Annotated in this window: 19 protein-coding genes and 1 tRNA gene; 12 read left to right on the top strand and 8 right to left on the bottom strand. The window is 40.1% G+C overall.

The window, feature by feature from the left end; all coding sequences use genetic code 11:
• Nucleotides 1-72 precede the first annotated feature (72 nt).
• The 5 genes from guaA to rimI all read left to right on the top strand — a co-directional run bounded on the left by guaA (nucleotide 73) and on the right by rimI (nucleotide 4,828).
• Nucleotides 73-1,650, top strand: coding sequence for a glutamine-hydrolyzing GMP synthase (guaA, locus tag ACNSN2_RS11550; protein ID WP_024602106.1), 1,578 nt, complete (start codon nucleotides 73-75; stop codon nucleotides 1,648-1,650).
• Between the two features lie 463 nt (nucleotides 1,651-2,113).
• Nucleotides 2,114-3,712: a response regulator gene (locus ACNSN2_RS11545; protein ID WP_418607428.1), complete on the top strand. Its 1,599-nt coding sequence runs from the start codon at nucleotides 2,114-2,116 to the stop codon at nucleotides 3,710-3,712.
• 238 nt (nucleotides 3,713-3,950) lie between these two features.
• Nucleotides 3,951-4,027 (top strand) — tRNA-Trp (locus tag ACNSN2_RS11540).
• Between the two features lie 65 nt (nucleotides 4,028-4,092).
• Nucleotides 4,093-4,377 carry a hypothetical protein gene (locus ACNSN2_RS11535; RefSeq protein WP_075169744.1) on the top strand — a complete coding sequence of 95 codons (285 nt, stop codon included), beginning with the start codon at nucleotides 4,093-4,095 and terminating at the stop codon, nucleotides 4,375-4,377.
• A complete protein-coding gene (gene rimI / locus ACNSN2_RS11530) occupies nucleotides 4,364-4,828 on the top strand; it encodes a ribosomal protein S18-alanine N-acetyltransferase (protein ID WP_418609065.1) in 465 nt (154 codons plus the stop codon). The genes ACNSN2_RS11535 and rimI overlap by 14 nt, the downstream gene beginning before the upstream one ends.
• A 3-nt stretch (nucleotides 4,829-4,831) precedes the next feature.
• On the opposite strand, the gene ACNSN2_RS11525 is transcribed toward rimI, so the two are convergent.
• A complete protein-coding gene (locus ACNSN2_RS11525) occupies nucleotides 4,832-7,489 on the bottom strand; it encodes an ATP-binding protein (protein WP_055013071.1) in 2,658 nt (885 codons plus the stop codon).
• 347 nt (nucleotides 7,490-7,836) lie between these two features.
• Here ACNSN2_RS11525 and prfC point away from each other — a divergent pair, with 347 nt between their 5' ends.
• The 4 genes from prfC to ACNSN2_RS11505 all read left to right on the top strand — a co-directional run bounded on the left by prfC (nucleotide 7,837) and on the right by ACNSN2_RS11505 (nucleotide 13,026).
• A complete protein-coding gene (prfC, locus tag ACNSN2_RS11520) occupies nucleotides 7,837-9,426 on the top strand; it encodes a peptide chain release factor 3 (RefSeq protein ID WP_010387708.1) in 1,590 nt (529 codons plus the stop codon).
• Nucleotides 9,427-9,488: 62 nt separating this feature from the next.
• Complete coding sequence (gene argS, locus ACNSN2_RS11515) at nucleotides 9,489-11,231, top strand: arginine--tRNA ligase (RefSeq protein ID WP_418607427.1); 1,743 nt, start codon at nucleotides 9,489-9,491, stop codon at nucleotides 11,229-11,231.
• A gap of 375 nt (nucleotides 11,232-11,606) precedes the next feature.
• Nucleotides 11,607-12,245, top strand: coding sequence for a pyridoxamine 5'-phosphate oxidase (gene pdxH, locus ACNSN2_RS11510; RefSeq protein WP_013465698.1), 639 nt, complete (start codon nucleotides 11,607-11,609; stop codon nucleotides 12,243-12,245).
• A 13-nt stretch (nucleotides 12,246-12,258) separates the two neighbouring features.
• The gene (locus ACNSN2_RS11505) at nucleotides 12,259-13,026 is read left to right on the top strand and encodes a TatD family hydrolase (protein WP_418607426.1); all 768 of its coding nucleotides are present in this window, start codon (nucleotides 12,259-12,261) and stop codon (nucleotides 13,024-13,026) included.
• Here ACNSN2_RS11505 and ACNSN2_RS11500 read toward each other — a convergent pair.
• Nucleotides 12,993-13,613 (bottom strand): AhpA/YtjB family protein, encoded by a 621-nt coding sequence (locus tag ACNSN2_RS11500; RefSeq protein WP_021033158.1) that lies wholly within the window; start codon nucleotides 13,611-13,613, stop codon nucleotides 12,993-12,995. The genes ACNSN2_RS11505 and ACNSN2_RS11500 overlap by 34 nt on opposite strands.
• A 142-nt stretch (nucleotides 13,614-13,755) precedes the next feature.
• Between ACNSN2_RS11500 and serB the strand changes: the two genes are divergently transcribed.
• Entirely contained in the window at nucleotides 13,756-14,781 is a 1,026-nt protein-coding gene (gene serB, locus ACNSN2_RS11495) for a phosphoserine phosphatase SerB (protein ID WP_418607425.1), read from the top strand.
• Here serB and ACNSN2_RS11490 read toward each other — a convergent pair.
• Nucleotides 14,778-17,258 (bottom strand): PilZ domain-containing protein, encoded by a 2,481-nt coding sequence (locus ACNSN2_RS11490; RefSeq protein WP_418607423.1) that lies wholly within the window; start codon nucleotides 17,256-17,258, stop codon nucleotides 14,778-14,780. The genes serB and ACNSN2_RS11490 overlap by 4 nt on opposite strands.
• A gap of 355 nt (nucleotides 17,259-17,613) precedes the next feature.
• Between ACNSN2_RS11490 and radA the strand changes: the two genes are divergently transcribed.
• Nucleotides 17,614-18,999, top strand: coding sequence for a DNA repair protein RadA (gene radA, locus ACNSN2_RS11485; protein ID WP_010387717.1), 1,386 nt, complete (start codon nucleotides 17,614-17,616; stop codon nucleotides 18,997-18,999).
• An 85-nt stretch (nucleotides 19,000-19,084) separates the two neighbouring features.
• Nucleotides 19,085-20,017, top strand: a complete 933-nt coding sequence (locus ACNSN2_RS11480) for a hypothetical protein (protein ID WP_418607420.1) — start codon at nucleotides 19,085-19,087, stop codon at nucleotides 20,015-20,017.
• 147 nt (nucleotides 20,018-20,164) lie between these two features.
• On the opposite strand, the gene serA is transcribed toward ACNSN2_RS11480, so the two are convergent.
• The 5 genes from serA to metK all read right to left on the bottom strand — a co-directional run bounded on the left by serA (nucleotide 20,165) and on the right by metK (nucleotide 24,561).
• Entirely contained in the window at nucleotides 20,165-21,394 is a 1,230-nt protein-coding gene (serA, locus tag ACNSN2_RS11475; RefSeq protein ID WP_010387720.1) for a phosphoglycerate dehydrogenase, read from the bottom strand.
• Between the two features lie 9 nt (nucleotides 21,395-21,403).
• Entirely contained in the window at nucleotides 21,404-22,057 is a 654-nt protein-coding gene (gene rpiA, locus ACNSN2_RS11470) for a ribose-5-phosphate isomerase RpiA (RefSeq protein WP_418607418.1), read from the bottom strand.
• 52 nt (nucleotides 22,058-22,109) lie between these two features.
• Complete coding sequence (locus ACNSN2_RS11465) at nucleotides 22,110-22,706, bottom strand: 5-formyltetrahydrofolate cyclo-ligase (protein WP_054201802.1); 597 nt, start codon at nucleotides 22,704-22,706, stop codon at nucleotides 22,110-22,112.
• An 18-nt stretch (nucleotides 22,707-22,724) separates the two neighbouring features.
• A complete protein-coding gene (locus tag ACNSN2_RS11460) occupies nucleotides 22,725-23,270 on the bottom strand; it encodes a hypothetical protein (protein WP_418607417.1) in 546 nt (181 codons plus the stop codon).
• 139 nt (nucleotides 23,271-23,409) lie between these two features.
• Nucleotides 23,410-24,561, bottom strand: a complete 1,152-nt coding sequence (gene metK, locus ACNSN2_RS11455) for a methionine adenosyltransferase (RefSeq protein ID WP_008110316.1) — start codon at nucleotides 24,559-24,561, stop codon at nucleotides 23,410-23,412.
• Nucleotides 24,562-24,683 lie beyond the last annotated feature (122 nt).

Raw genomic sequence — 24,683 nt, 5'->3', positions numbered from 1 at the left:
CCTTTGTTAGCCCTAATATAGTCACACAGCTTAAGCTGGTGGCGTTTAGCACCTGACTTTACGAGATACTTCATGAGCAAAGACATTCACGATTCACGAATCCTCATTTTAGATTTTGGTTCACAATACACGCAGTTAATCGCCCGTCGCGTACGCGAAATTGGTGTTTATTGTGAGCTTTGGGCTTGGGATGTAACCGAAGAGCAAATTCGCGAGTTTAACCCACAAGGTATTATCCTTTCTGGTGGCCCAGAATCAACTACGCTTGAAAACAGCCCGCGTGCTCCTGAGTATGTATTTAATGCAGGCGTTCCAGTACTTGGTATTTGTTACGGTATGCAAACTATGGCAACACAGCTTGGCGGCCGTGTACATAGCTCAGATAAAAAAGAATTTGGTTACGCACAAGTTGAAAAAGTGGGTAACTGTGCATTATTTGATGCCATTGAAGATCATATTACTGATGGCGGCAATGGTGTACTAGATGTGTGGATGAGCCACGGTGATAAAGTAATGGAAATTCCAGATACTTTTAATACCACAGCTAAAACATCTACTTGTCCGCATGCGGCAATGTCTAACGAAGAAAAACGCTTTTACGGTGTACAATTTCACCCAGAAGTAACACACACACATCAAGGTCAACGTTTACTAGAGCGTTTTGCTATTGATATTTGTGGTTGTGAAAAATTATGGACGCCGGCAAAAATCATTGATGACGCCATTGAGCGTATCAAAGAAACAGTAGGCGACGACGAAGTTATTTTAGGCTTATCAGGCGGTGTAGATTCATCGGTTGTAGCTATGCTTATTCACCGTGCTATTGGTGAACGACTAACCTGTGTATTTGTTGATAACGGGCTACTTCGTTTAAACGAAGGCCAGCAAGTTATGGATATGTTTGGCAATAAGTTTGGCTTAAACATTGTTAAAGTAGATGCCGAAGATCAATTTTTAAATGACTTAGCAGGTAAATCAGACCCAGAAGATAAACGTAAAGCCATTGGCCACACGTTTATTAATGTATTTGATGAGCAAGCTAAAAAGCTTAAAAACGCAAAATGGTTAGGCCAAGGTACAATTTACCCTGACGTAATCGAATCAGCGGCCTCAGCGACTGGTAAAGCGCACGTAATTAAATCGCACCATAATGTGGGCGGCTTACCAGATGATATGCAAATGGGCTTAGTAGAGCCATTACGTGAGTTATTTAAAGATGAAGTACGTAAAATTGGTTTAGAGCTAGGTTTACCGTACGACATGCTTTACCGCCACCCATTCCCAGGGCCTGGTTTAGGTGTGCGTGTACTTGGCGAAATCAAAAAAGAGTACTGTGATTTATTACGCCGCGCTGATGCTATTTTCATTGAAGAGCTTCACAAAGCAGAGCTTTACCATAAAGTAAGCCAAGCGTTTACTGTATTCTTACCGGTTAAGTCGGTAGGGGTTATGGGTGATGCACGTAAGTACGATTGGGTTGTTTCACTTCGTTGTGTAGAAACCATCGACTTTATGACTGCGCGTTGGTCACATTTACCGTATGAGTTCTTAGGTGTGGTTTCAAACCGTATCATTAATGAAATCGACGGTATCTCACGTGTTGTTTATGATATTTCAGGTAAACCACCTGCAACTATCGAGTGGGAATAATTGTATGCTGCAAGCCATTAATTTAATGGCTTGCTTTTTTCTTATTGAGCTCAACTTTTTAATCACCATCCAACCACAAAAACACCCAGCTAAACACCTCTAAGCAAAACCTTATCAAAAAAGTCACGCTTGTAGCAGCGTAAAAATAACAATTTAAACTTTCATAGCATTAAATAAGCTCAGTAAACTGCGGTTATAGACATTGTAAAAAGAGCTGCTAAATTAAAAAACAGTTCTATACTATAAATAAAATCAAACAACTCAGGTATGAGAATATAATTTTGTCCCTATTTGCAGTTTAAACTCTCCCGTTGCAACTAGCTAAAAATTAATAAAAAAAATGTATTAATACAGGGTAAGAGTAAAAGCGTTTTTATTGGAGGAGGGGATTGTTAAATACCATCCTAAACCTTTGATAGTTTCTTATTAGGTCGCAATTTGATATAGGGTAATGAGGGGTTTTGTGAGAACTGATGAGTCAGCGGTAAATAGGTTCGAAGAGCAAATGCAACTTTTCATCCTTTGGTTGTTGTGTGTGGGTGGATTGTTAACTGCAGCTAGCTTATTTATACTTGAGTTGCCGAATAATACATTGTCATTAATGATAATTGCTGTGTGGGAGTTATGTGCATTAAGCGCTATTGCCTTTAAAAAAATTCGACAACGCTTGTTAACTCTATTGGCTATTTTGATTACCTTGGCTTTTCCCTTTATTATTTTGGTAAATGGTGTTGTCCCAGCTAGTTTAGCTCCGCTGTTTGTGGTGGTGCTAGTGCTCGTCCTAAAGGGTCAAACGCGTATTATCTGCATGTGTATCTTAAATATTACGCCATTAATGTTACTTGCCAATGGTGAGCCCCAAACCACGGCGATTGTGGTACGCGTTGTGTTTAGCACTATCGTTCTTTCCATCTTAATTTATTACCTTCTTAGTAGTTATCAAGCATTAGTCGATAAAACTCAATTGCAATTAGATACAAATGAACGAATATATGGAGTCATTGGGCATGAGTTGCGAACACCCGCTGCAACCATAAAAATGCTAATAGATATTGAGCTTGAGCAAAACTGTTCGAAAAATATTTTAGAGTTGCAGCGGTTATCCAGTCACTTACTATGTGTGTTGGATGATATGAAAACGTCCTCTAGTAGTGCTACCTTAGCTGTGTACAAGAATAATGAAACTATATCGGTTCATGATACCGTTGAACGGGCGATTGAAGGAGTAAAGCCTTTAGCCGAAAAGTATAATTTTATTATTAACTTCTCAGCAAAAAGAGCAGTTACAGAGCATCATATAGGCTCCACTAAAGCTATCTTCCAAATTATTCAGAACTTAATTAAGAATGCGATATTACATAGTGGTGGCAGCACAGTCACTGTAATGAAATCAGCCGAATCCTTAAGCCATGATAAAACCCATTATCGTATTAATGTTATTGATGATGGTAAAGGTATCGATGTTAAATTTCGAGATAAGATGTTTAATGCATTTGAACGTGGCGATACATTGAGTGAAGGTACTGGGCTGGGGCTTAATATCTGCAAGCAAATAGCTAACACTTTGGAGGATGGAGATTTAAGTTATATTAGTAGCGAAAACGGTGGCGCTAATTTTGAGTTAGTCTTTGTTTTGCATAGTGTTGATGAGCATGATGCAGCCTCAGTAAAAGTGGATGATTTCGAATTACTGCAAAACCTAAAAATACTGCTAGTCGAAGATACACCTATGCTGCGTATGATAGCCAGTAAGATCCTTACCCAAAATGGCGCGATAGTGACTGAAGCAGAGGATGGTATTATTGGTTTAAATCAGGCAAGCACAGGCGATTTTGATTTAGTCATCACGGATATCATGATGCCAAATTGTGATGGCTACGAGTTAACTGTTAGACTGCGCGAGCAAGGCTTTGTTAATCCCATTATTGGCGTAACAGGTGCCACAGTTGGCAGCGAAGCTGAACGGTTAATTGCGTGTGGTGCGAATGCGGTTTTGCCTAAGCCACTAACACTTTTGAGTATTACAGAGGAGCTAAAAAAGTTAAAAGTAAATAAAGCTTAAGTGTCTACAGGCAATTACGCAATGGCAAGTTTGAAATCATAACTGCTTTAGTTTTATTCTGAGTGAGCTAAGACGCTACAAGCAATTGAGATTGAATAATATACTAGTTGTTAAAAAGTGAAAAACCATAAATTAGCATGCTAATTCGCCGTTTTGTTTATTTAAAAAGCAAACAAACCAAAAAGTTGAATTTTTACTTTACCTTTGTCAAAAGGTCTTTATAATTCATCGTCATTGCAGGGGCGTAGTTCCAATTGGTAGAACAGCGGTCTCCAAAACCGACGGTTGGGAGTTCGAATCTCTCCGCCCCTGCCATTTCTTCTTTACATCGTTTTGATTACTTCATATATTATTCAACTTACTAATTCCATCGAGTCGTTATGCATTCACGTTACGCATCTGTTTTTGGTATAGAAAAGCTTGAACTTAATCAACACTTTCGCCCAGCTCCGTCAGAGCAGTCAGCTAATTCATCGTTAACACTCTGTGATACGTTAAAAGATGATATTGAGCGTGCGTTTGCGCCTGTAATAATTGACAAGATTGTTAAGTCATCAACTATTGAGTTTAATGAGCAACAATTAGGCTTGCCTGATTCTTCCCTGTCCAGTGCACAAAAACGTGCGTTATGGGCATTAATGAGTGAACACCTTGATACACTTTAAATCGGTTACCGATGAGAATATCAATGAGCTTATGGCCATTGAAACCAGCTGCCACACACATCCTTGGACATTAAAAACAATGCAATCATGTTTGCAGGGACGTTATTTTAATTTAGCGGCGTTCGATGAAGAGCAAATGATAGGTTTTTATATTGGTGAAAAAGCAGGACCCGATTTTACTCTAATGGATATTTGTGTCGCCCCAAGCTTTCAGGGACAAGGATTTGCTCAGCAGTTATTAACGCAGTTTATAGCGTATGGTGAGCAACAAAGCGCCGAAAACTTATTTTTAGAAGTACGCGAATCTAATACGCGGGCGATTGCTTTGTATGAACGAGCAGGCTTTATTGAAATGTCAGTGCGTAAAAATTATTACCCCAGTGACGCACCCAATAAAAACGGCTTTGAAGACGCGATTTTAATGGGCATGGCACTGGGTTTAAATTTTTAACGATTACTTATTAGCGATGGCTTGCTCTATTGCGGCAATAAGTTCTGCAACGTGTTTTTCTCTTTGTGGCATATCATTGCCTTTTAAGCTTTGTTCAACCGCTGAGGCGCTTTGGTAAATTTCATCAAAGTTAAAACAACCAGCGCTGCCTTTAATACTATGGGCAAGGGCGCGTAATGTCTCACAGTCACGGCTGTTATATAGTGCTTTTATCTGTTGTAAATAATCAGGTAAACTTGCTAAATAATTAGCATTTATTTGCTGAAACTTTTCACTCTTCAATAAGCTATCCCACTTGTTTTGGTTATCACGTTCAAGGTGTAAATAGCTGACTAATACATTTTCTAGTGCGTCTTTATCAATGGGTTTGCCCAGCGCTTTATCACAGCCTGCTTCAAGGTAAGTATCAATATCATGATTCATCACATTCGCGGTCAGAGCGATAATTGGGCCATCATAGGCCGCATCTCTGAGCATTTTAGTTGCTTCTAAGCCGCCCATAACCGGCATTTGCATATCCATGATTATAAGCTGGTAGTCGTTTACCAACGCCATTTCTACAGCTTGTGCACCATTGTTGGCTATATCGGGCTCTAATCCCCATGTTTGTAATAGCAATTTAATCAGTAACTGATTATCGGGGTTATCTTCTGCTACCAAAATATGCGCATCAAAGCTGTTGCTTGCAAAAGATAGCTGCGGATCCTTTTCTGGTGTTAGTTGAGAATGCTCGGTTAATAATAAATTGCCGCCAAGGCTATTATGCAAATGGCAATCTATATCGATGGTAAAGCAACTACCCACACCCACCTCACTGGTTACACTTACATCACCACCTAGTAACTGAGCTAAGTTTTTTGAAATACATAGCCCTAATCCCGTACCACCAAACCGACGTGTCGTTGTAGCATCGGCTTGCTCAAATGGCGTAAATAATCGTTTTATTTGGTTTGACGACATACCAATGCCGGTATCTTCAATAACAAAGGTAAGCGTTTTTGGTGCTTGGTATTTAGCGGTTATTGTAACCTGACCTTGCTCAGTGAATTTAACCGCATTACTGGCAATATTAATCAGTATTTGTTTTAAGCGAGTAATATCACTATTAATAGTATGTGGTAGCGGAAGTGCATAATTAATTGTAAATGACAGCTGCTTCTCTTGTGCTAGAGGTTTAATGATTGATTCAACATCATGAATAAGTTGTACAACATTTAACGGCGTTTGCTCAACCGCGAGTTTTTCGGCTTCAATTTTTGAAAGATCGAGAATGTTATTAATAAGCTCTAACAAATGTTTTGAGTTACGTAGAATAGTACCTAAATGATGTTTGTCATTGGTTGGTTTTTCGCTATGCAGTAGTTGCTCTGTAAATCCCATAATGGCTGTAAGCGGAGTGCGAATTTCATGACTCATATTGGCTAAAAAGCGGCTTTTAAGCTGGTTTGCTTGCTCTGCTTGGGCGATGGCGGTTTCAAGCTTACTGTTCATCGACTCAAGCGCCTTAGTCCGACTTTCTACTTTGTCTTCTAAGTGATGCTTATATTCTTCTAGTTGCTGTTGATAATGTTTAATTTGGTTAATCATGTGATTAAAGTCGTTAAACAGTATTCCTACTTCATCTGTAGTATATGCAGGGAGCGTAACAGAGAGGTCGCCATCACCAACGCGATGACTTGCTTCACCTAATAACTCTATTGGGTTAAGCAGTAAATTACGCACCACAATAAAAATTAAGATTGGTAGGGTGATCACAGAAATAATAACAATTAGCCCGGTGATCACACTAATTGCTTTGCCTGACTGATACAATACTGCTTTTGGAATGGTCGATACATAATAGTAGCCGCCACTCATTTGGGCTGCAAAAATCAGTCGCTCTATTTTATCAACACTTGAAAGTTCAATGGTTGATAAGCTACCTATATCCGCTAAATCGTTAATTTTATTTAGTTCATACTCGCTGACATAGTGGCCACGCATTTTATAATCGGAGCTAAATAAAATTTTACCATCGTTGGCCAGTAACAAATTTAAGGTGTTGTTATAAGGCGCTTCTAAAATGCTGGTGTTTAAAATAGAAGGGTCGACTTTAAGAATAATAAAGCCTAGCTGTTGTGGGCGTTTTAAATAATAGTCGACGCTATATATGCGCTGTACAAAGTATAAGTTGGTGGTGCCATCTTCTTTTTGCACCATAAACTGCTGCTGGCTTAAATTACTTTGTTTTACTTGATCAAAAAATGGGTAGGATTTGGGCGCTACGGTTAAATTACTGGAGTAATAGGCGTCACTTTTACCGGTTTTTGAGACTAAGTTAATACTAATAATGTCAGGGTAGGCTTCACTGTAACTGGCAAATACGTCCATTAACGCGCCAAGGCGATAGGTATAGCTGGCGTCTTCAAATAAATCTTTAGCTAAAAAGTCACTTAGTACCGGTGAAGCAGAGAGTAACTTAGCCGTTGCATGAAAAGAATCGATATAGTTGAATACTTTTTGCTGTTGTTGTTCTACAAAGCGACTCATAATCAAGTCGGCCTGCTTTTGCGTAGAGTTGGTCACATTAGTGAGCGTAAAGCCCCCTAAAAATAACAATGGCAGTATAACCAGTGGAGTTATATACCATAATAATCGAATACTTAGCTTACTGGTTTTCATTACCCAACATCAAATCCTCCATGTAATCGACCAATAATATGATTTACAGCCCTATTACTCAAGCTTGGTGTTAAGTTAGTGGGCAATTTATAGCGTTATTGTTAATAATCGCTGAAAACACCAAACTTAAAAAAGATCCGTTAATAACCAACCATTGATTGTTTATAAAGCCAAGATCAGCGAAAATAGTCTTTAATTACGATTAACTTAACGGATAGCGTCACAAGAGCTAATTTGGGTTCTTGTTGGGGTATGTTGAGCTTTAGAGGTTAGCTTGTTTTTAGCCTTGAAAGCTCAGCATACTAAAATACAAATACATCCGTATATCAACTAAAAGAACCTTTTTAATGGCAGACCAAAATCTCCTTAGCGAAATTAATAAACGCCGTACCTTTGCGATCATCTCGCATCCGGATGCGGGTAAAACCACTATCACTGAAAAAGTATTGTTGTTCGGACAAGCAATTCAAAAAGCTGGAACAGTAAAAGGCCGTGGCTCTAATCAGCATGCTAAGTCTGATTGGATGGAAATGGAAAAAGAGCGTGGTATATCTGTTACTACCTCTGTAATGCAATTTCCTTATAACAATGCGTTAGTTAATTTACTTGATACCCCAGGACACGAAGACTTCTCTGAAGATACATACCGAACTTTAACCGCGGTAGATTCGTGTTTAATGGTAATTGATGCTGCTAAAGGTGTAGAAGAACGTACCCGTAAGCTAATGGAAGTAACACGCCTGCGTACCACGCCTATTGTTACCTTTATGAATAAATGTGACCGTGATATTCGCGACCCAATGGAACTACTCGACGAAGTAGAAACAGAGCTAAATATTGCCTGTGCACCTGTTACTTGGCCAATTGGCTGTGGTAAAGAGTTTAAAGGTGTTTACCATATCCATAACGAAGAGACCATTTTATATAAAACAGGTCAAGGTCACACTATTCAAGAAGTACGCAGCATTAAAGGGCTCGATAACCCTGAGCTTGACCAAGCCATTGGTGATGAACTTGCAGCCCAGTTACGCGATGAACTAGAGCTAGTTATTGGTGCATCACACGAATTTGATTTAGATCTATTCTTAGCGGGTGAGTTATCGCCTGTGTATTTTGGTACCGCACTTGGTAACTTTGGTGTAGATCATGTTTTAGATGGGTTAACTCAGTGGGCGCCAACCCCATTACCACGTGAGACAGAAGACCGCCAAGTTGTAGCCACAGAAGAAAACTTCACTGGGTTTGTATTTAAAATTCAGGCCAACATGGATCCAAAACACCGTGACCGTATTGCTTTTATGCGTATTGTGTCGGGTAAATATAGCCAAGGCATGAAAATGAATCATGTGCGTATCGGTAAACAAGTCAGTATTTCTGATGCGGTAACCTTTATGGCAGGTGATCGTGAGCGTGCGGCTGATGCTTACGCTGGTGATATTATTGGTTTACATAACCACGGTACGATTCAAATTGGTGATACCTTTACCCAAGGCGAAAAAATTAAGTTTAGCGGTATTCCAAACTTCGCCCCTGAATTGTTCCGCCGTATTCGTCTGCGCGATCCATTAAAACAAAAACAGTTATTAAAAGGATTGGTACAGCTTTCAGAAGAGGGCGCAGTTCAAGTATTCAGACCATTAATTAATAATGACTTAATTGTAGGTGCGGTAGGTGTGTTGCAGTTTGACGTGGTTGTAGCGCGTTTAAAAGCTGAATATAACGTTGATGCAATTTACGAAAGCGTTAATGTAAATACAGCCCGCTGGGTTAGCTGTGATGATGTTAAAAAGTTTGAAGAGTTTAAGCGTAAGTGCGAAAGCAACTTAGCACTCGATGGTGGCGATAATTTAACTTATATCGCGCCGAGTCGTGTAAATCTTAACTTGTCGACTGAGCGTTACCCTGAAGTGACATTTAACCATACGCGTGAAAACTAACACTTAGCCACTAGAATTAACACAAAGCCTGCTTTGGCGGGCTTATAAAGGTAAATAATATAATGAATATTCGTACTATTTTAGTAGAAAAAGCCATTGCCGCTATGACCGCCGCAGGCCTGCCAGAAGATACTAACCCAGCAGTTACCCAAAGCACACGTCCACAGTTTGGTGATTACCAAATTAATGGCGCGATGGGCGCGGCTAAAAAAATGAAAAGTAACCCGCGTGAATTGGCGCAAAAAATTATTGATCAGTTAGATGTAAGTGACATTGCCGAAAAAACTGAAATAGCTGGCCCTGGTTTTATTAATATTCACTTAAAGCCAGAGTTTTTAGCACAAAGCGTACAAGCTGCTAATAACCATGCAAAACTTGCCGTAAATGAGCATGCCAAACCACAAAAAGTAGTGGTTGATTACTCATCGCCTAACCTTGCAAAAGAAATGCACGTAGGTCATTTACGTTCAACTATTATTGGTGATGCTGTAGTACGTGCGCTTGAATTTAGAGGCGATACCGTTGTTCGTCAAAATCACATGGGTGATTGGGGCACACAGTTTGGTATGTTGATTGCGCATTTAGAAGATCAAATTAATCAAGGTGTTGATTTAGATACTGTTGCGCTTGCTGACTTAGAAACCTTTTACCGCGATGCGAAAAAGCGTTTTGATGACGAAGAAGGCTTTGCTGATAAAGCACGTAACTATGTAGTTAAACTGCAAAGTGGCGACGCACACTGTGAAAAACTGTGGAAACTATTTATTGCCACTTCAGTGAAACACTCAGAGGAAGTATATAAGCGTTTAAACGTAACCCTTACGCCTGCCGACATTATGGCTGAGAGTGCTTATAACAGTGAACTTAACGATATTATTAGCCTATTAAAAGATAAAAATATTGCAGTAGAGTCGCAAGGCGCGCAGGTAGTATTTTTAGATGAGCTGGCAAATAAAGACGGTGAGCCCTCAGCGTTTATCGTGCAAAAATCAGGTGGCGGCTTCTTATATGCAACCACAGATTTAGCGGCGTGTAATTACCGTTCAAACAAACTAGGCGCTGAGCGTATTTTAATCTTTGTTGATGCGCGCCAAAGTTTGCACTTTAATCAAGTGGAACTTACTGCGCGTAAAGCTGGTTTATTACGCGATGAAACCAGTTACGAATTTTGCCCATTTGGCACCATGATGGGTGCTGATGGCAAACCATTCAAAACCCGTACAGGTGGTACGGTTAAGTTAGCTGATTTACTTGAAGAGTCGATTACTCGTGCAGCAGCCAAACTCGCTGAACGTGAATCAGATTTATCTGACGAAGATCGTAGTGAAATTGCCCGTAAAGTGGGTATTGGCGCGGTTAAATACGCAGACCTTTCTAAGCATCGTACCAGCGATTACATTTTTAACTGGGACAGCATGTTAAGTTTTGAAGGCGCAACAGCCCCTTACTTACAATATGCGTATACGCGTGTTCGCAGTATTTTCCGTAAGTCAGGTGTTGATGCTGCAAGCTTAAGGGCTGATGTGAGCATTATTGAGCCGCAAGAGAAAACCCTTGCGCTTAAATTATTGCAGTTAGAAGAAGTCCTTGATCTGATGATCAATGAAGCCACACCGCACGTATTATGTGGTTACTTATACGAACTAGCTAGCCTATACATGACATTCTACGAAGCTTGCCCAGTACTTAAAGAGGGCGTAGAGCCAAGTGTTCGTGATAGCCGTTTAGTGTTGTGTAATTTAGTGGCAGATACGCTGCGCACAGGCTTAGATCTACTAGGTATCGAAGTCATGGAGCAAATGTAATCACCGTCGTATTTTAATCTAATACTGCGTTGTCCACTCGACTGACCCTAATCACATACAACTACGTATGCTCATAGGGATAAGTCGAGTGTCCGCCTTATCTTAGACTAAACTACTTAGGTGAACGTCTGCTGCGTGTAGTTCGCTTTAGCTGCGTTGGTAAAACTATTTAGCCTAAGTCACATACAAAAGTAACAAGGTACTAGGAAGAAATAGGCTTTAGGCACTAGGAAAAGTGTGACACGTATTACAGAGCGCTTATAAACTTTTGACGAACCTAGAACCTAGAACCTAGAACCTAGAACCTAGAACCTAGAACCTAGAACCTAGAACCTAGAACCTAGAACCTAGAACCTAGAACCTAGAGGGAATTTTATGAAACTCGAAGATATTCGTCGTGAATACTTGCAAGATGCGCTAAGTGAAGACAACTTGCTTGATGATCCGTTTAAGCAGTTTGAAACGTGGCTTGAGCATGCTGTTGGTAGTAATTTGCCTGATCCTACAGCTATGGTCGTCGCTACGGTCGATGAAACAGGTCAGCCTTCACAGCGTATTGTGTTGCTAAAGCATTTAGATGATAACGGTTTTGTGTTTTTTACTAATACCGGTTCACGTAAAGCACAAGAGCTTAAAGGCAATAATAAAATTTCCTTGCACTTTCCATGGCACCACATGGAGCGCCAAGTAATTGTGTATGGTGAAGCGCAGCCATTACCTACATCGGCAGTCGCTAAATACTTTTTATCTCGCCCTAAAGAAAGTCAATTAGCCGCATGGGCGTCGCAACAAAGCCGTCCAGTTTCATCGCGCAAGGTGCTAATGGAGACCTTTGCCAACATGAAAAACAAATTCGCTAAAGGCGAAATTCCGCTCCCTGATTTTTGGGGCGGGTATTGTGTTGTGCCGCAAAAAATCGAGTTTTGGCAAGGCGGAGCGCATCGTTTACATGATCGCTTTATGTATCAGCGTCAAGCCGACAATAGCTGGCAAATAACCCGCTTAAACCCTTAGTTGGCTACTAGCTTTGCAATTTATAGACTCGCACTGTCATCTCGATTTTAGTGAGTTTGATACAAATCGCGAATCGCTTATTAATGCCTGTGTAGCAAAGGGCATTAATCAATTTATTGTGCCAGGTATTAGCTTGGCGCAGTCTCAAAAACTACTCGAGTTTAAAGCAACCTACCCACAAATTAGAATAGCTGCAGGGCTACATCCTTACTTTTTAGCGCAACATCAGCAATCGCATTTAGAATCACTGTATAACTTTGCTAAAACAAACAAAACTCAGCTTGTGGCTATTGGGGAATGCGGGCTAGATCGCAGTATCGAAAATCTTGAAAAACAAACCTTTCTGTTTGAGCAACAAATAGCGCTTGCTAATGAGCTTGAGTTACCGCTGATTGTGCATCACAGACAAAGCCATGATTTAATAGCGCAATCGTTTAAGCGTTGTAAGCCTAAGAATGGCGGTGTGATCCATGCTTTTTCAGGCTCAATACAACAAGCACAGTACTATATAAAAATGGGCTTTAAGCTTGGAGTGGGAGGGGTTATAACCTATGAACGGGCTGCTAAAACACGTGCGGTTGTAGCAAAGCTTGAACCACAGCATTTAGTACTTGAGACTGATTCACCTTCAATGCCACTAAATGGTTATCAGGGGGAAATAAATACCCCATTGCATATTCCTAAGGTGTTTAATGCGCTTCATAGTTTAAAGCCAAGTAGCGATAAATATCGATTAGCAGAGCAGCTTTATGATTCGTGCTCTGAGGTTTTTTGTATATAGCGATTTACTTGCCAGCGTTTTAACCCTCGGCCTAATTGCCAAGTAAAAATACAAGCAATCACTAGCATAAGTAATACTTGGCGGCCTAAATCGTGAAAATGATTATGGCTTGAAGATACCGCAGCGCGCGTTAAATAGGTAATAGATACAAAGCCAATAGGGCGATTGTCGTCAGAAATAACTTGTTCAACAAACGGTGTTTTTAATTTACTAATGCCTGGTGATGAGTCTGGTAATAAACCATATACATGATGTGATTGCCAGTTATCGCTGCTTGCAAGCACTACACCTTGTTTATCATAAATGGTGGCTGAAAGAACAAACTCATCTTTACTGATATTGTTGCATAAGGTGGTGAGCTGCGATTTGTTTTTTTCTATTAGCGGTTTTTTGGCATTCAGTGCCATAAACTGAGTGAGTGACTTGGCTGCACTATTGGCACTATCGTAAAGTAGTTGATGGCTTTGGTGGCTACTGTTTATTCCTACCCAGCTTAATAATACAAAGCAGCCCGCGGCCAATAACAAACGAATTAAACGCTTTTTTTGCGAGGCTGTAAGTGGATTTTTAAGATGGTTATTTTTCATAGTCACCGTATATGCTGCTGACAGCATTTTGATTTGATGTTACAACTACACTATAACCCTAAATCCCCCCTGATGGCGAATTTTGTATCTCATATCCTTATTATCAATGAGCTAAATGTCAGGAAATATAAACGGAGATCCCATGTCGAACGCGAACATGGCACAGCAAAGCGCTGAGCTATTATCATCATCACTTATTCTTAATAAATGGTTTAGCTACCAACAAGGTGTTTTTACACCACTAAATACAACACCAAACAGAAACCAAGGGTTATTTAGTATTGCCTTTGGCGGTGATTTTAATATTCAGCATATCAATAGCATTATTGAGTTTTTTGCGTCTCACCAGCAAAAAGTAACGGCTATTTGTCAATATCAGCCAGATTTAGGGTTATCTCCGGCATTATGTTTTTATATAGAAAATGCAGAGCGCTCAATAAACCCACTTGAACTTCAAACTTTTGCAAATACCTTGGCGTGTCAGTTAGTGCAAGTAACCAGCCCCCCTGATTTACAAAAACCGGGATTATTGGTAATGGATATGGATTCAACAGCCATTACTATTGAGTGTATTGATGAAATTGCACGCTTAGCTAATGTATACGACGAGATTGCCAACGTAACCGCGCAGGCAATGGCAGGTAAGCTTGATTTTAGTGAAAGCTTACACCAGCGTGTTGCCAAGCTTGAAGGCATTGAAAAGAGCTTAATTGATGAGCTTAAAAGTGCACTGCCTTTAATGCCAGGTATTAAAGCGTTATGCCAAATTTTAAAACACCACGATTGGTATTTAGCGATTGCATCGGGCGGCTTTGTGCCGTTTGCTGAGCGAGTGCAGGAGCTGATTAATTTAGATGAAGTGCATGCTAATGTGCTGGAATTTAAAGACGATAAACTAACTGGTAAAGTGTTAGGTGGGATTGTTGATGCTGAGCAAAAAGCGGTTGTTTTAAACGCGCTACAACAAAAGCTGGGGCTTGAAAAATGCCAAACAGTTGCCATAGGCGATGGCGCAAACGACTTAAAAATGATGGCTCAAGCTGGCTTAGGCGTTGCTGTACATGGTAAACCAAAAGTAGTTGAGCAAGCCCAAGCAGCTATTTGCCAAGGCTCGTTATTACAACTGTTATATATGCTGGCGGTTCCGCTAAACCCATCACAGGTTTAACGTAAACGATTTAACCAGATTAGCTTTCGTCTAGACATTTGCTCAACCTGTTGTTGGTTGAGCGCTAAATGCTCAAGAGCTTCATCACTTACATCAATAATGTCGCCCACACCTGATACAGACCATAATGCATCCTCTAAGTCTTTGGCCTTGTGAATTGCGTATTGGCTAACATATTTTAGCTCGTTTGCTAAGTAGTCAGTATCGAGTCGACCAGTGCGAGAAATATATAAACGCATTATAAAAACCAGCTCAGACTTCAGTCCTTTGCTTACTTGCTGTTTAAACTCGCTACAGTCAGTACCTAAAACACATTGGCTGGTAATGGCATCGGCTATATTTTCTTTTTTAGGATCAAAGTTAATTACTAAACTAAACTCTAGCGGCGGATCTTGACGGGTGCGATCTTTAATATTAGGGGTGATCACATCAATAATATGCGCTTTAGTAATAATATTCGATAAGTCTGTTTTAGCATTCAACAAGGCAAAATTTTGTAAAATAACATGCAGTGGGCTTGGATATAAACCAAATCCCATGGCGCCAATTTCAAAATGCGCCATTGATTTATGTAAATAAACCGGAAACTGGCAAAGCGTTTTTGTTACCATATTTCTAAGTGCTGTAGAAAGCCCTGGTACTTTAGGTGACTCTTCAGCAACTTTTAATTTTTGTTTATTACTATTGATTAAAAGGGTAAAAAAATCGACCCCAGTATGAGATGAGCCTTTATCTGCATGCGCTTTCAAATTAATCGTAGTCTGCGATTTGCTCACTGCCATGACTTCATATTGAATAAGATTTAATGAATAGTTTTTGGTAATTTTTTGCAAATCAGGAAATGATAACGAAACAATATCGCCTTTTTTAAAGTCCACTTCTTGATTGCACTCTAGCTGTAAGCCAAATATTGAAAAATCACGGGTATGCCCATGCAATACCGCATCACGAGTATTAATCACTACATTAGTTTTGTATAAATAGCGTTTATTAGAGCGAAGATTTACATACTCTAGAGGCACGGTGTTGAGCTCCGGTGGAGATGCATGCTTACTATGGCCAAAATATTTTAATTTATTGGCTAAGGCTTTATCAAATTCATATTGTTGATAATGCTGTTGCTCATGCTCATTACCAACTTGGGTAAGTAGCATTAAATATTTTACGTCTTTTATCGCGCCTTCAACACGTGGTGAAGGTGGTTTATTCAGTTTCTCAATATCTTTACCTAAAGAGTTAGGTAAAGATAAAGGAATATAAGCATCTTCAGTATGACTCGGCATTAGTTGTAATTTAAAGCAACGCCAACTGTCTCTTCGGCTACCAAAACCAAAAAATAACGCTTTTAATTGTGTTTGTTGCTCAAGCTCAGAACGAGTTGCTGAGTAGTAATAAATTTTTCCTGCAGAGACATGGGTAAAGGTATACAAATATTCTTCTTTTACTGCCACAGGTTTTAGCGCCAAGGTACGAATACGCTTATGATTTAACACATTGTAAAGACATGATTTTTTGCGTTCATCAGTAAAGTAACGCTGAATAAATAAACTGTTCTCAGTGGTTAAGCTCAGGCTAGGATAATAAACGCCGTTTTGCTGGCTAATAAAAACATATAAAGAATTAACCCTAGGAATATAATATTGTTCATACCCTTTAGAAATAACCGCATCCAGGGTGTTATCTAAATTCACTTTATAACGGCGTTTATTACCATGAATAAAGCTTTCTAAAAAACGATCAAACGCGCTGTTATTTTCTTCAAATGTACGCTTTAAGCGGATATGATTAAATTCTTCAGAGGTGTTTTCTATCGCAACGACTTCATATTTAACGCCACTTTTTAGGCCAAGCTGAAAATCTTGCTCTAAGCCTACTAGATGCATATTTATAAGCTGACCTTTTTTTAAGTTATAGCGCGACGCTAACTTAATTTTACAACCACTGAGTGAAATATCAGAGGTACTCGCATCGATTTTTGCTTGCCCGTCATACTCAATAGTAATTTTAATTGAGTAATTCATCCGCTCTTCACTGCGATTTTCATAAGCTGCAAATTTAATAACGTTGGTGGTCAGTTCATGTTGTGGTTTAGCTTCTACTTTTTTTGGTGTAATTGATTGCTGTTGTAATACGCGATAATTATTTTCGGTATTCATTACCGCTTCGTATACTGCAAGGGTGTAATCTTTATGTTGTTTTATGGCCGCTTCGAATACTTCAATAGCGGTGTCATCCATAAAGTGTTGCTTGCCCTTGTATTCATATGGTTTTACTTGGCCAGTAACTAAACCACGAAGATCAATAAAGCGGTCTATCGGCTGAGATAAACGCGACATTTCCATTTTTATTAAAAACTGCTCGGGTTTAGTTAACTCGGCAGTTTTTGACTTGAAAATGAGATCAAACTTAGCATTTCCCAAATACTGTTTTAATTCATTTACAAGCGCTTCATGCTTAAGCAATACGTCATCAGCCATTTATAAATCATCACCGTCTAATTTAAAAAGTAGGTATACTGTTGCAATTATTTATTAGAATATTTAATAAATCGAATCTCGCAAAACCGCCAAATGCGGCCCGATACTATGCATAACTTTACTTTGTGTTTATTGTTATTTTCTAATAGCCAATTAATTGGCAAGGGTTAATTAGTTTTTTAAAGCAAGAAACATGCCCTAAAGTAGGTTAAGTGAAACTACATTAGTATAGCGTATTTGGTGATACTAAATGCGCTGATCCACAAGACGTTGTTGCTAAGGTAGAGCCAGCAATGGCAAAATAAGCGCTTAACACTGTGTATTTCAAAATAAAGAATAGTAGGTAAGGTTTTAAATGGCTAAAGCGGCAAAAGTAGAGTTTGTTTGTACAGAATGTGGCATGAACTATCAACGTTGGCAAGGCCAGTGTCGCTGTGGCGCATGGAACACTTTAGCAGAGTTTAAACCCTCTGCAGGGCAAAACAAAAAGGTAGCTGCTCGTGCAAGTGTAGGTGGTTATGCCGGTGGCATTGGCGGTGGTTCTAAAAAAATTAATGATGTAGCAACCTCTGAGGCTGAAAAGCAGCTTACTGAAATTGGCGAACTTGACCGTGTACTAAGCGGTGGTGTAACCACCGGCTCGGTTAATATTATTTCTGGCGATCCGGGGGCGGGTAAAACAACACTACTATCTGATTTGGTGGCAAGAATGTCTCAGCGTATGCCATCACTTTACTGTACTGCGGAGGAGTCTCTATCGCAGTTTAAAAACAGGGTTAATCGGTTAAAACTAAATTACAACGAAGATGAACTCTATTTACTGTCAGAAACCAGTGTTGAAACCATTATTGAAGAGCTTGATAAAAACAAAATTAAGTTTGCCGTTATCGACTCTATTCAAGCTGTTGTCACCGATACCGCTAATGGCAGCCCAGGTTCACCTTCTCAGGTAAAAAGTGCAGCTCAAGCATTAACTCAATATTGTAAGCAAAACGACGTGACTATGTTTATTATTGCTCACGTAAATAAGAATAATGAAATAGCCGGCCCGCAAACCTTAGTACACATAGTTGATGCACTGTTACATATTGATACCAACGATGGTCAAGTGCGCACCCTGCGCGCTAATAAAAATCGCTTTGGTGATATAGACACCGTCGGCATTTTTAAAATGTGTGAACGCGGTATGCTCAGTGTGGATAACCCCAGTGAAATTTTCTTATCGGGTTCAACCACTGAATCACCGGGATCGACAATTACCTGTATCCGTAAAGGAAATCGTAATTTACTGCTAGAAATTCAGTGTTTAACCACTGAAACCGAAGCAGAGTTTCCACAGCGAGTATGTGTTGGTTTAAATATGAACCGGATCAAAATGCTCACCGGTATTTTACGTAAGCACACCAAAACTAAAATATTCCACGATACGTTTTTTAATATTGTCGGTGGTTTAAAAATTGATGAATCAGAAACCTGTATTGACTTAGCGCTTGTTACTGCACTTTTGAGTAGTTTAAACGAATTCGTTGTTCCAAGAACCACCTGTATTATGGGGGAGTTAAGTTTAAATGGTGATGTACGCCCAATCGACAGTGGTGTGCCCCGAGTTAAAGAAGCGGCGCAACATGGGTTTACTGAAATATTCATCCCATTTCGTAACTACCATAAATCAATGGAAGGGCTGGGTGCCAAAATAACGCCGGTTAAAACCGTGCACGAGCTACTTAGTTTAATTAATTAGCAAACAAAAAGTGCTTAACGACTTATGTTCTCAATGTTAGTCTTGCTTAAAGCCACTTATATAAAGAGTTTAATAAGGAAATAACATGAAAAAATTAGTGATTGCAGCCGCGATTATTGCTGCAGGTGTGGGTGGCGTAAGCTATGCAAACTATGTAGCAACCCAAGAGGTACGCGCTGAGGTTGATAAGCAGTTGGCTTTGGTTAGCGAACAAACAGGTGCCAGCTTTAACTATGCAGAACTATCGGCGAGTGTTATTTCAAATAGTGTTGCCATTAGTAATATAGAAGTGACCAGCCCTGAGGGTGAAAATATTGCCACAGTTGAGCATGTGGAAGTGACAGGTTACGAAACCGATAAAATATCGCCACATACTGCTTTTACACTGAAAAACTTCCAATTTGATAAAAGCTTTGTCGCTACACTGCCTGCAGATACTAATGCACAACTTGCCTCGGCCAGTTATGATTTACACTCATCATTAGATTACGATGAGCAATCTGGTAACAGCGATATAGTTGTTAAACTGCACGCCCAAGATATTGCCAGCATTGATATGAATATGGGGCTGGCTAATTCTAAAGCGCTCATGGATGCTTCACTAGAAATAAGCAAAGCTCAGCAAACAGCAGGTGATACACCGCTTACTTATGAGCAAGAGTTGCAACAGCAAACACTTATTATGCAAGCAATGAGCAAGTTAGAGCCACGTACTATGAGTGTAATGCTCGATAACCAAGGCGAGTTAAGTACTTTGCTAGAAAGTGAATTAGCCAAACAAGGTATGACACTAGAGCAGATGCAAATGATGCTAGCTCAACAGTTACAGCAAGCGCCGGTAACCGAAGAAATAGCGCAAGCATTAACTGACTTTGCTAAAGGTCTAAATTCGCTTAGTGTCTCAGCTAAACTGCCTGAAGGTAAAACCATGATGGAAGTAAATCAGCAGCTAATGATGTTAGCAGGGCAACCCGAAGAGCTGGTTAAATTTATAAATTTAGAAGTAAAAGGCAAATAATAGAATAAGTTGCCAGCTTCCAGTTTAATGTAAAAAGCCGTACTTGATTACTCAAGTACGGCTTTTATTATTTTAGCTGATAGCTGATAGCTGATAGCTGATAGCTGATAGCTGATAGCTGATAGCTGATAGCTGATAGCTGATTATTTAGTGAAGAATACGGGCTCTAATTGTGCCTTCAACAGCACTGAGTTCTTTTAGTGCTACTTCAGATTGAACGGTGTCTACGTCAATAACCACGTAACCAATTGCTTCGTCCGTTTGTAAGTACTGTGCGGCAATATTAATACCATGCTGAGCAAACGCTTGGTTAATTTGCGTTAACACGCCAGGGCGGTTGTGGTGCACGTGTAACAAGCGACTACGGTTGGCAAGTTCTGGTAATGATACTTCAGGGAAGTTAACTGCTGTAATAGTTGAGCCATTATCTGAGTACTTAGCGAGTTTACCTGCTACTTCGATACCAATATTCTCTTGTGCTTCTTGAGTTGAGCCCCCAATGTGCGGCGTTAAAATAACGTTGTCGAATTCACGTAGTGGCGAAATAAACTCTTCATCGTTTGATTTAGGCTCAACTGGGAATACATCAATGGCTGCACCGCTAAGCTTCTTCTCTGTTAATGCTTCAGCTAGGGCATCAATATCAACAACTGTACCGCGAGAAGCATTAATTAAAATAGCGCCTTGCTTCATCACGGCAAGCTCTGCTGTTCCAATCAAGTTTTTAGTTTGCGGTGTCTCTGGAACATGTAAGCTAATAATATCAGCACGTTGCAACAGCTGCGTTAAGTTATGCACTTGTGTAGCATTACCTAAAGATAGTTTGTCTTCAATGTCGTAATACTCCACGTTCATACCAATATTTTCAGCCATAATACCCAGCTGAGTACCAATGTGGCCGTAACCAATGATACCTAAGGTTTTGCCGCGAGCTTCAAACGAGCCATTGGCTGTTTTTAACCAGCCGCCACGATGGGCAGCGGCATTACGCTGTGGAATACCACGTAATAACAGCAATATTTCACCAAGCACAAGCTCAGCCACAGAGCGAGTATTTGAAAACGGTGCATTAAATACCGCAATACCGCGCTCACGCGCTGCGTTTAAATCTACTTGGTTTGTACCAATACAAAAACAACCTACAGCAACTAGCTTTTCAGCTGCGTTTAATACAGATTCGTTAATATGAGTACGAGAACGAAGCCCTACAAAGTGCACATCTTTAATGCGCTCAATAAGTTCGTCCTCTGGCAACGATGTTTTAACGTAGTCGATATTGCTATAACCGTTACGTTTTAGCGTTTCAACAGCGCTTTGGTGAACACCTTCAAGCAAGAGAATTTTAATTTTGTCTTTTGCTAACGATACCTTACTCATAACCATATCCTATTTAATTTGTGGCCCATTTTTAGTGCCGATAATTACTTTATCAGCACCGCGCTCTGCAAATAGGCCGTTGGTAACTACGCCAACAATTTGATTTATTTGTGTTTCAAGCTGTTTAGCATGGGTAATTTTTAAATTATGTACGTCTAAAATAATGTTGCCGTTATCGGTTACAACACCGTGGCGATACACAGGGTCACCGCCAAGTTTTAATAATTCGCGGGCAACATAGCTGCGCGCCATCGGAATAACTTCAACTGGCAGTGGGAAGTCTCCTAAGGTATCGACTAGTTTTGTATCATCAACAATGCATACAAACTGTTTTGCTACAGCTGCCACTATTTTTTCGCGGGTAAGCGCGGCACCACCGCCTTTGATCATTTCGTTTAAGGCGTTAATTTCATCTGCGCCATCAACGTATACATCGAGTGCCGCTACATCGTTAAGCTCAAACACCTCTATGCCAAGCTCTTTTAAGCGCGCTGAAGATGCTTCTGAACTTGATACTGCACCAACGATGGTGTCTTTAACTGTGCCTAGGGCATCAATAAAGTGATTAACGGTTGAGCCTGTACCTACACCTACTATGGTGTTTTCTTTTACAAACTCGAGTGCAGCCCACGCAGCTGCTTTTTTTAATTCATCTTGTGTCATTGTTGTCTGCTCATTGGTGTCAAAATAGGCTGTTAGTTTACAAGATTAGTTGTTACCAACAGTAGGTTTTATCGGGTGTTATGATCGTTTTTAGTGGTACATCCCACGATTCAATCGGTAACTCATCGACTTGTTGGCACGCATGTGCGAGGCCAATAAGTTGCGGTTGTTGCCAGTGTTGTTCGTATAAACGTGCCAATGTTCTATCGTAAAACCCACCTCCCATTCCAAGGCGATTACCAAATTTATCAAATGCCACTAATGGCATTAAAACGTAATCAAGCTCAGGTAAGGGGCATATTTGAGAGCAGTTCAGCTTAGGCTCCAAGATACCATAGCGATTTGCTCTCATGGGTGAGTTTTTTTCATAGCGTTGAAATAGTAAATTAGCCCCATTAAATGGATGAATTACGGGCAGGTAAATAGCCTGGCCAGTGTTCCATAATTCATTAATTAACAATGAGGTATCTAGTTCACCATCATTACTTAAATAAAGCGCGATATGGCTTTTTTTGGCCGAATTTATGCTTTTTAAATGTTGAATAAAATTCACTTTAAGCGATTCGGCGGCTAATTCTTGCTGGTTTTTTGATAGGTTATTACGTGCTTTACGAATATCGTGTCTTATTTGTGCGCGATTATTACTCATTAAATAACTTAACCGTAATTAAAAAGAGAATAAATTAGGAAATAATAAGTACGTAGCAAGTACAATAAGCAATATTACGGCTGTAGAAATCAGCGAATATAAAACAAGGTTGCCGCGTTTTTTGGGCTCAGTAGAGAGAGGCTCATCAAGCATTAAATCGTCTTCTTCCCATACTTCATTATTTTCATCAGGTAATGATAATTCAACTTCAGGGAGGCGTTGCTCAATATCTTCTAGTTTTTCTTCAAGGCGAATTAGGCTACTGGTAATGTAATCTAGGGCGTCAAATAAGCGCTGATCTCGCTGGCTGTCGTAAGCTGTTTGAGGTGCCGTTTGTGTAGCCGCAGCTTGCTGAAGTTTGCTTTTAATCCCCAGCGTTGAAAGTAACTTAGCTTGCTTGAGTGCTTTATCTTTGGGGCAAGGGGCAAATAACGGTTTGCCATCAAAAAAAGCAGCCACTTTTTCTGGCGAGGTTTTCAGCTTTTCTGTCAGTGCAGTGGTCACTGCTTGACTGTCTGCACCTTCTGCAAGTCCTACAAATATAACACGAAAATTGTCGGCCATTTTTTATCCCTAATACGCTTTATTGTATAAGCAGAGTATATACCTAAAATGTTAAACAGTTCGAGACTGTTTTACGACTAACTTAATACACATAGCAAAACGGCCCTAAAAAGGGCCGTTTAAATATTAGCTAAGTGGCTTATAGCCCAGCTGCTGCGCGAAGTGCGTCTGCTTTATCTGTGCGTTCCCATGGGAATTCGTCACGACCAAAGTGGCCGTAAGCCGCTGTTGGAAGATAAATAGGGCGCTCAAGGTCAAGCATTTGAATTAGACCGTAAGGGCGTAAGTCAAAGTGTTCACGAATAAGTTCAATTAAACGCGCTTCTTCTAATTTACCTGTGCCAAATGTTTCAACACTGATAGAAGTAGGCTCTGCAACACCAATAGCGTAAGACACTTGAAGTTCACACTTATCAGCAAGGCCTGCAGCAACAATGTTTTTAGCAACGTAACGTGCAGCATAAGCTGCTGAGCGGTCAACTTTTGATGGATCTTTACCAGAGAAAGCACCACCACCGTGACGAGCCATGCCACCGTATGTATCTACAATGATTTTACGACCAGTTAAACCACAGTCACCCATTGGGCCACCAATAACAAAACGACCTGTTGGGTTAATGAAAAATTTAGTTGCGCTAGTAATAAGCTCAGCAGGAAGTACTGGTTTAATAATTGTTTCCATTACCGCTTCTACTAAGTCATTTTGCGATACATCTTCGCTGTGCTGAGTAGAAAGTACAACGGCATCAATACCTACTGGCTTGCCATTTTCGTATGCAAATGTAACTTGTGATTTTGCATCTGGACGTAACCAGTTAAGCTCGCCGCTTTTACGAACCTCAGCTTGACGCTGCACTAAACGGTGAGAATAAGTAATTGGAGCAGGCATTAATACTTCAGTTTCGTTACATGCGTAACCAAACATTAAGCCTTGGTCGCCAGCGCCTTGCTCTTCAGGGCTTGTACGGTCAACACCTTGATTTATGTCTGGAGACTGTTTACCAATAGTGTTTAAAATTGCACACGAATCGGCATCAAAGCCCATATCTGAGTGTGTGTAACCAATTTCACGTACTGTTTTACGTGTAATTTCTTCGATATCAACCCATGCGCTAGTAGTGATTTCACCACCAACCATAACCATACCGGTTTTAACGTAAGTTTCACACGCTACACGGGCATGAGAGTCTTGCTCTAGGATAGCATCAAGTACCGCATCAGAAATTTGATCGGCGATTTTATCCGGATGACCTTCAGAAACAGATTCAGAAGTAAATAAATGTTTTGCCATTGTAATTATGCTCACAAATATTGCGCTTCACAAACGTCGGTATTAGCGCTAAAAAATTAAGGCGCGTATTTTATCTAAAACAAGCGAACTTGCATAGTTTTTTTACGCCTAGACGTCTAAAT

This window comes from Pseudoalteromonas sp. US3C1013, from assembly GCF_048401115.1.
GTDB classification, from domain to species: Bacteria; Pseudomonadota; Gammaproteobacteria; order Enterobacterales; family Alteromonadaceae; genus Pseudoalteromonas; species Pseudoalteromonas undina.
The sequence above is the reverse complement of the archived record's forward strand: the minus strand, read 5'-3'. Positions and strand labels throughout refer to the sequence as shown.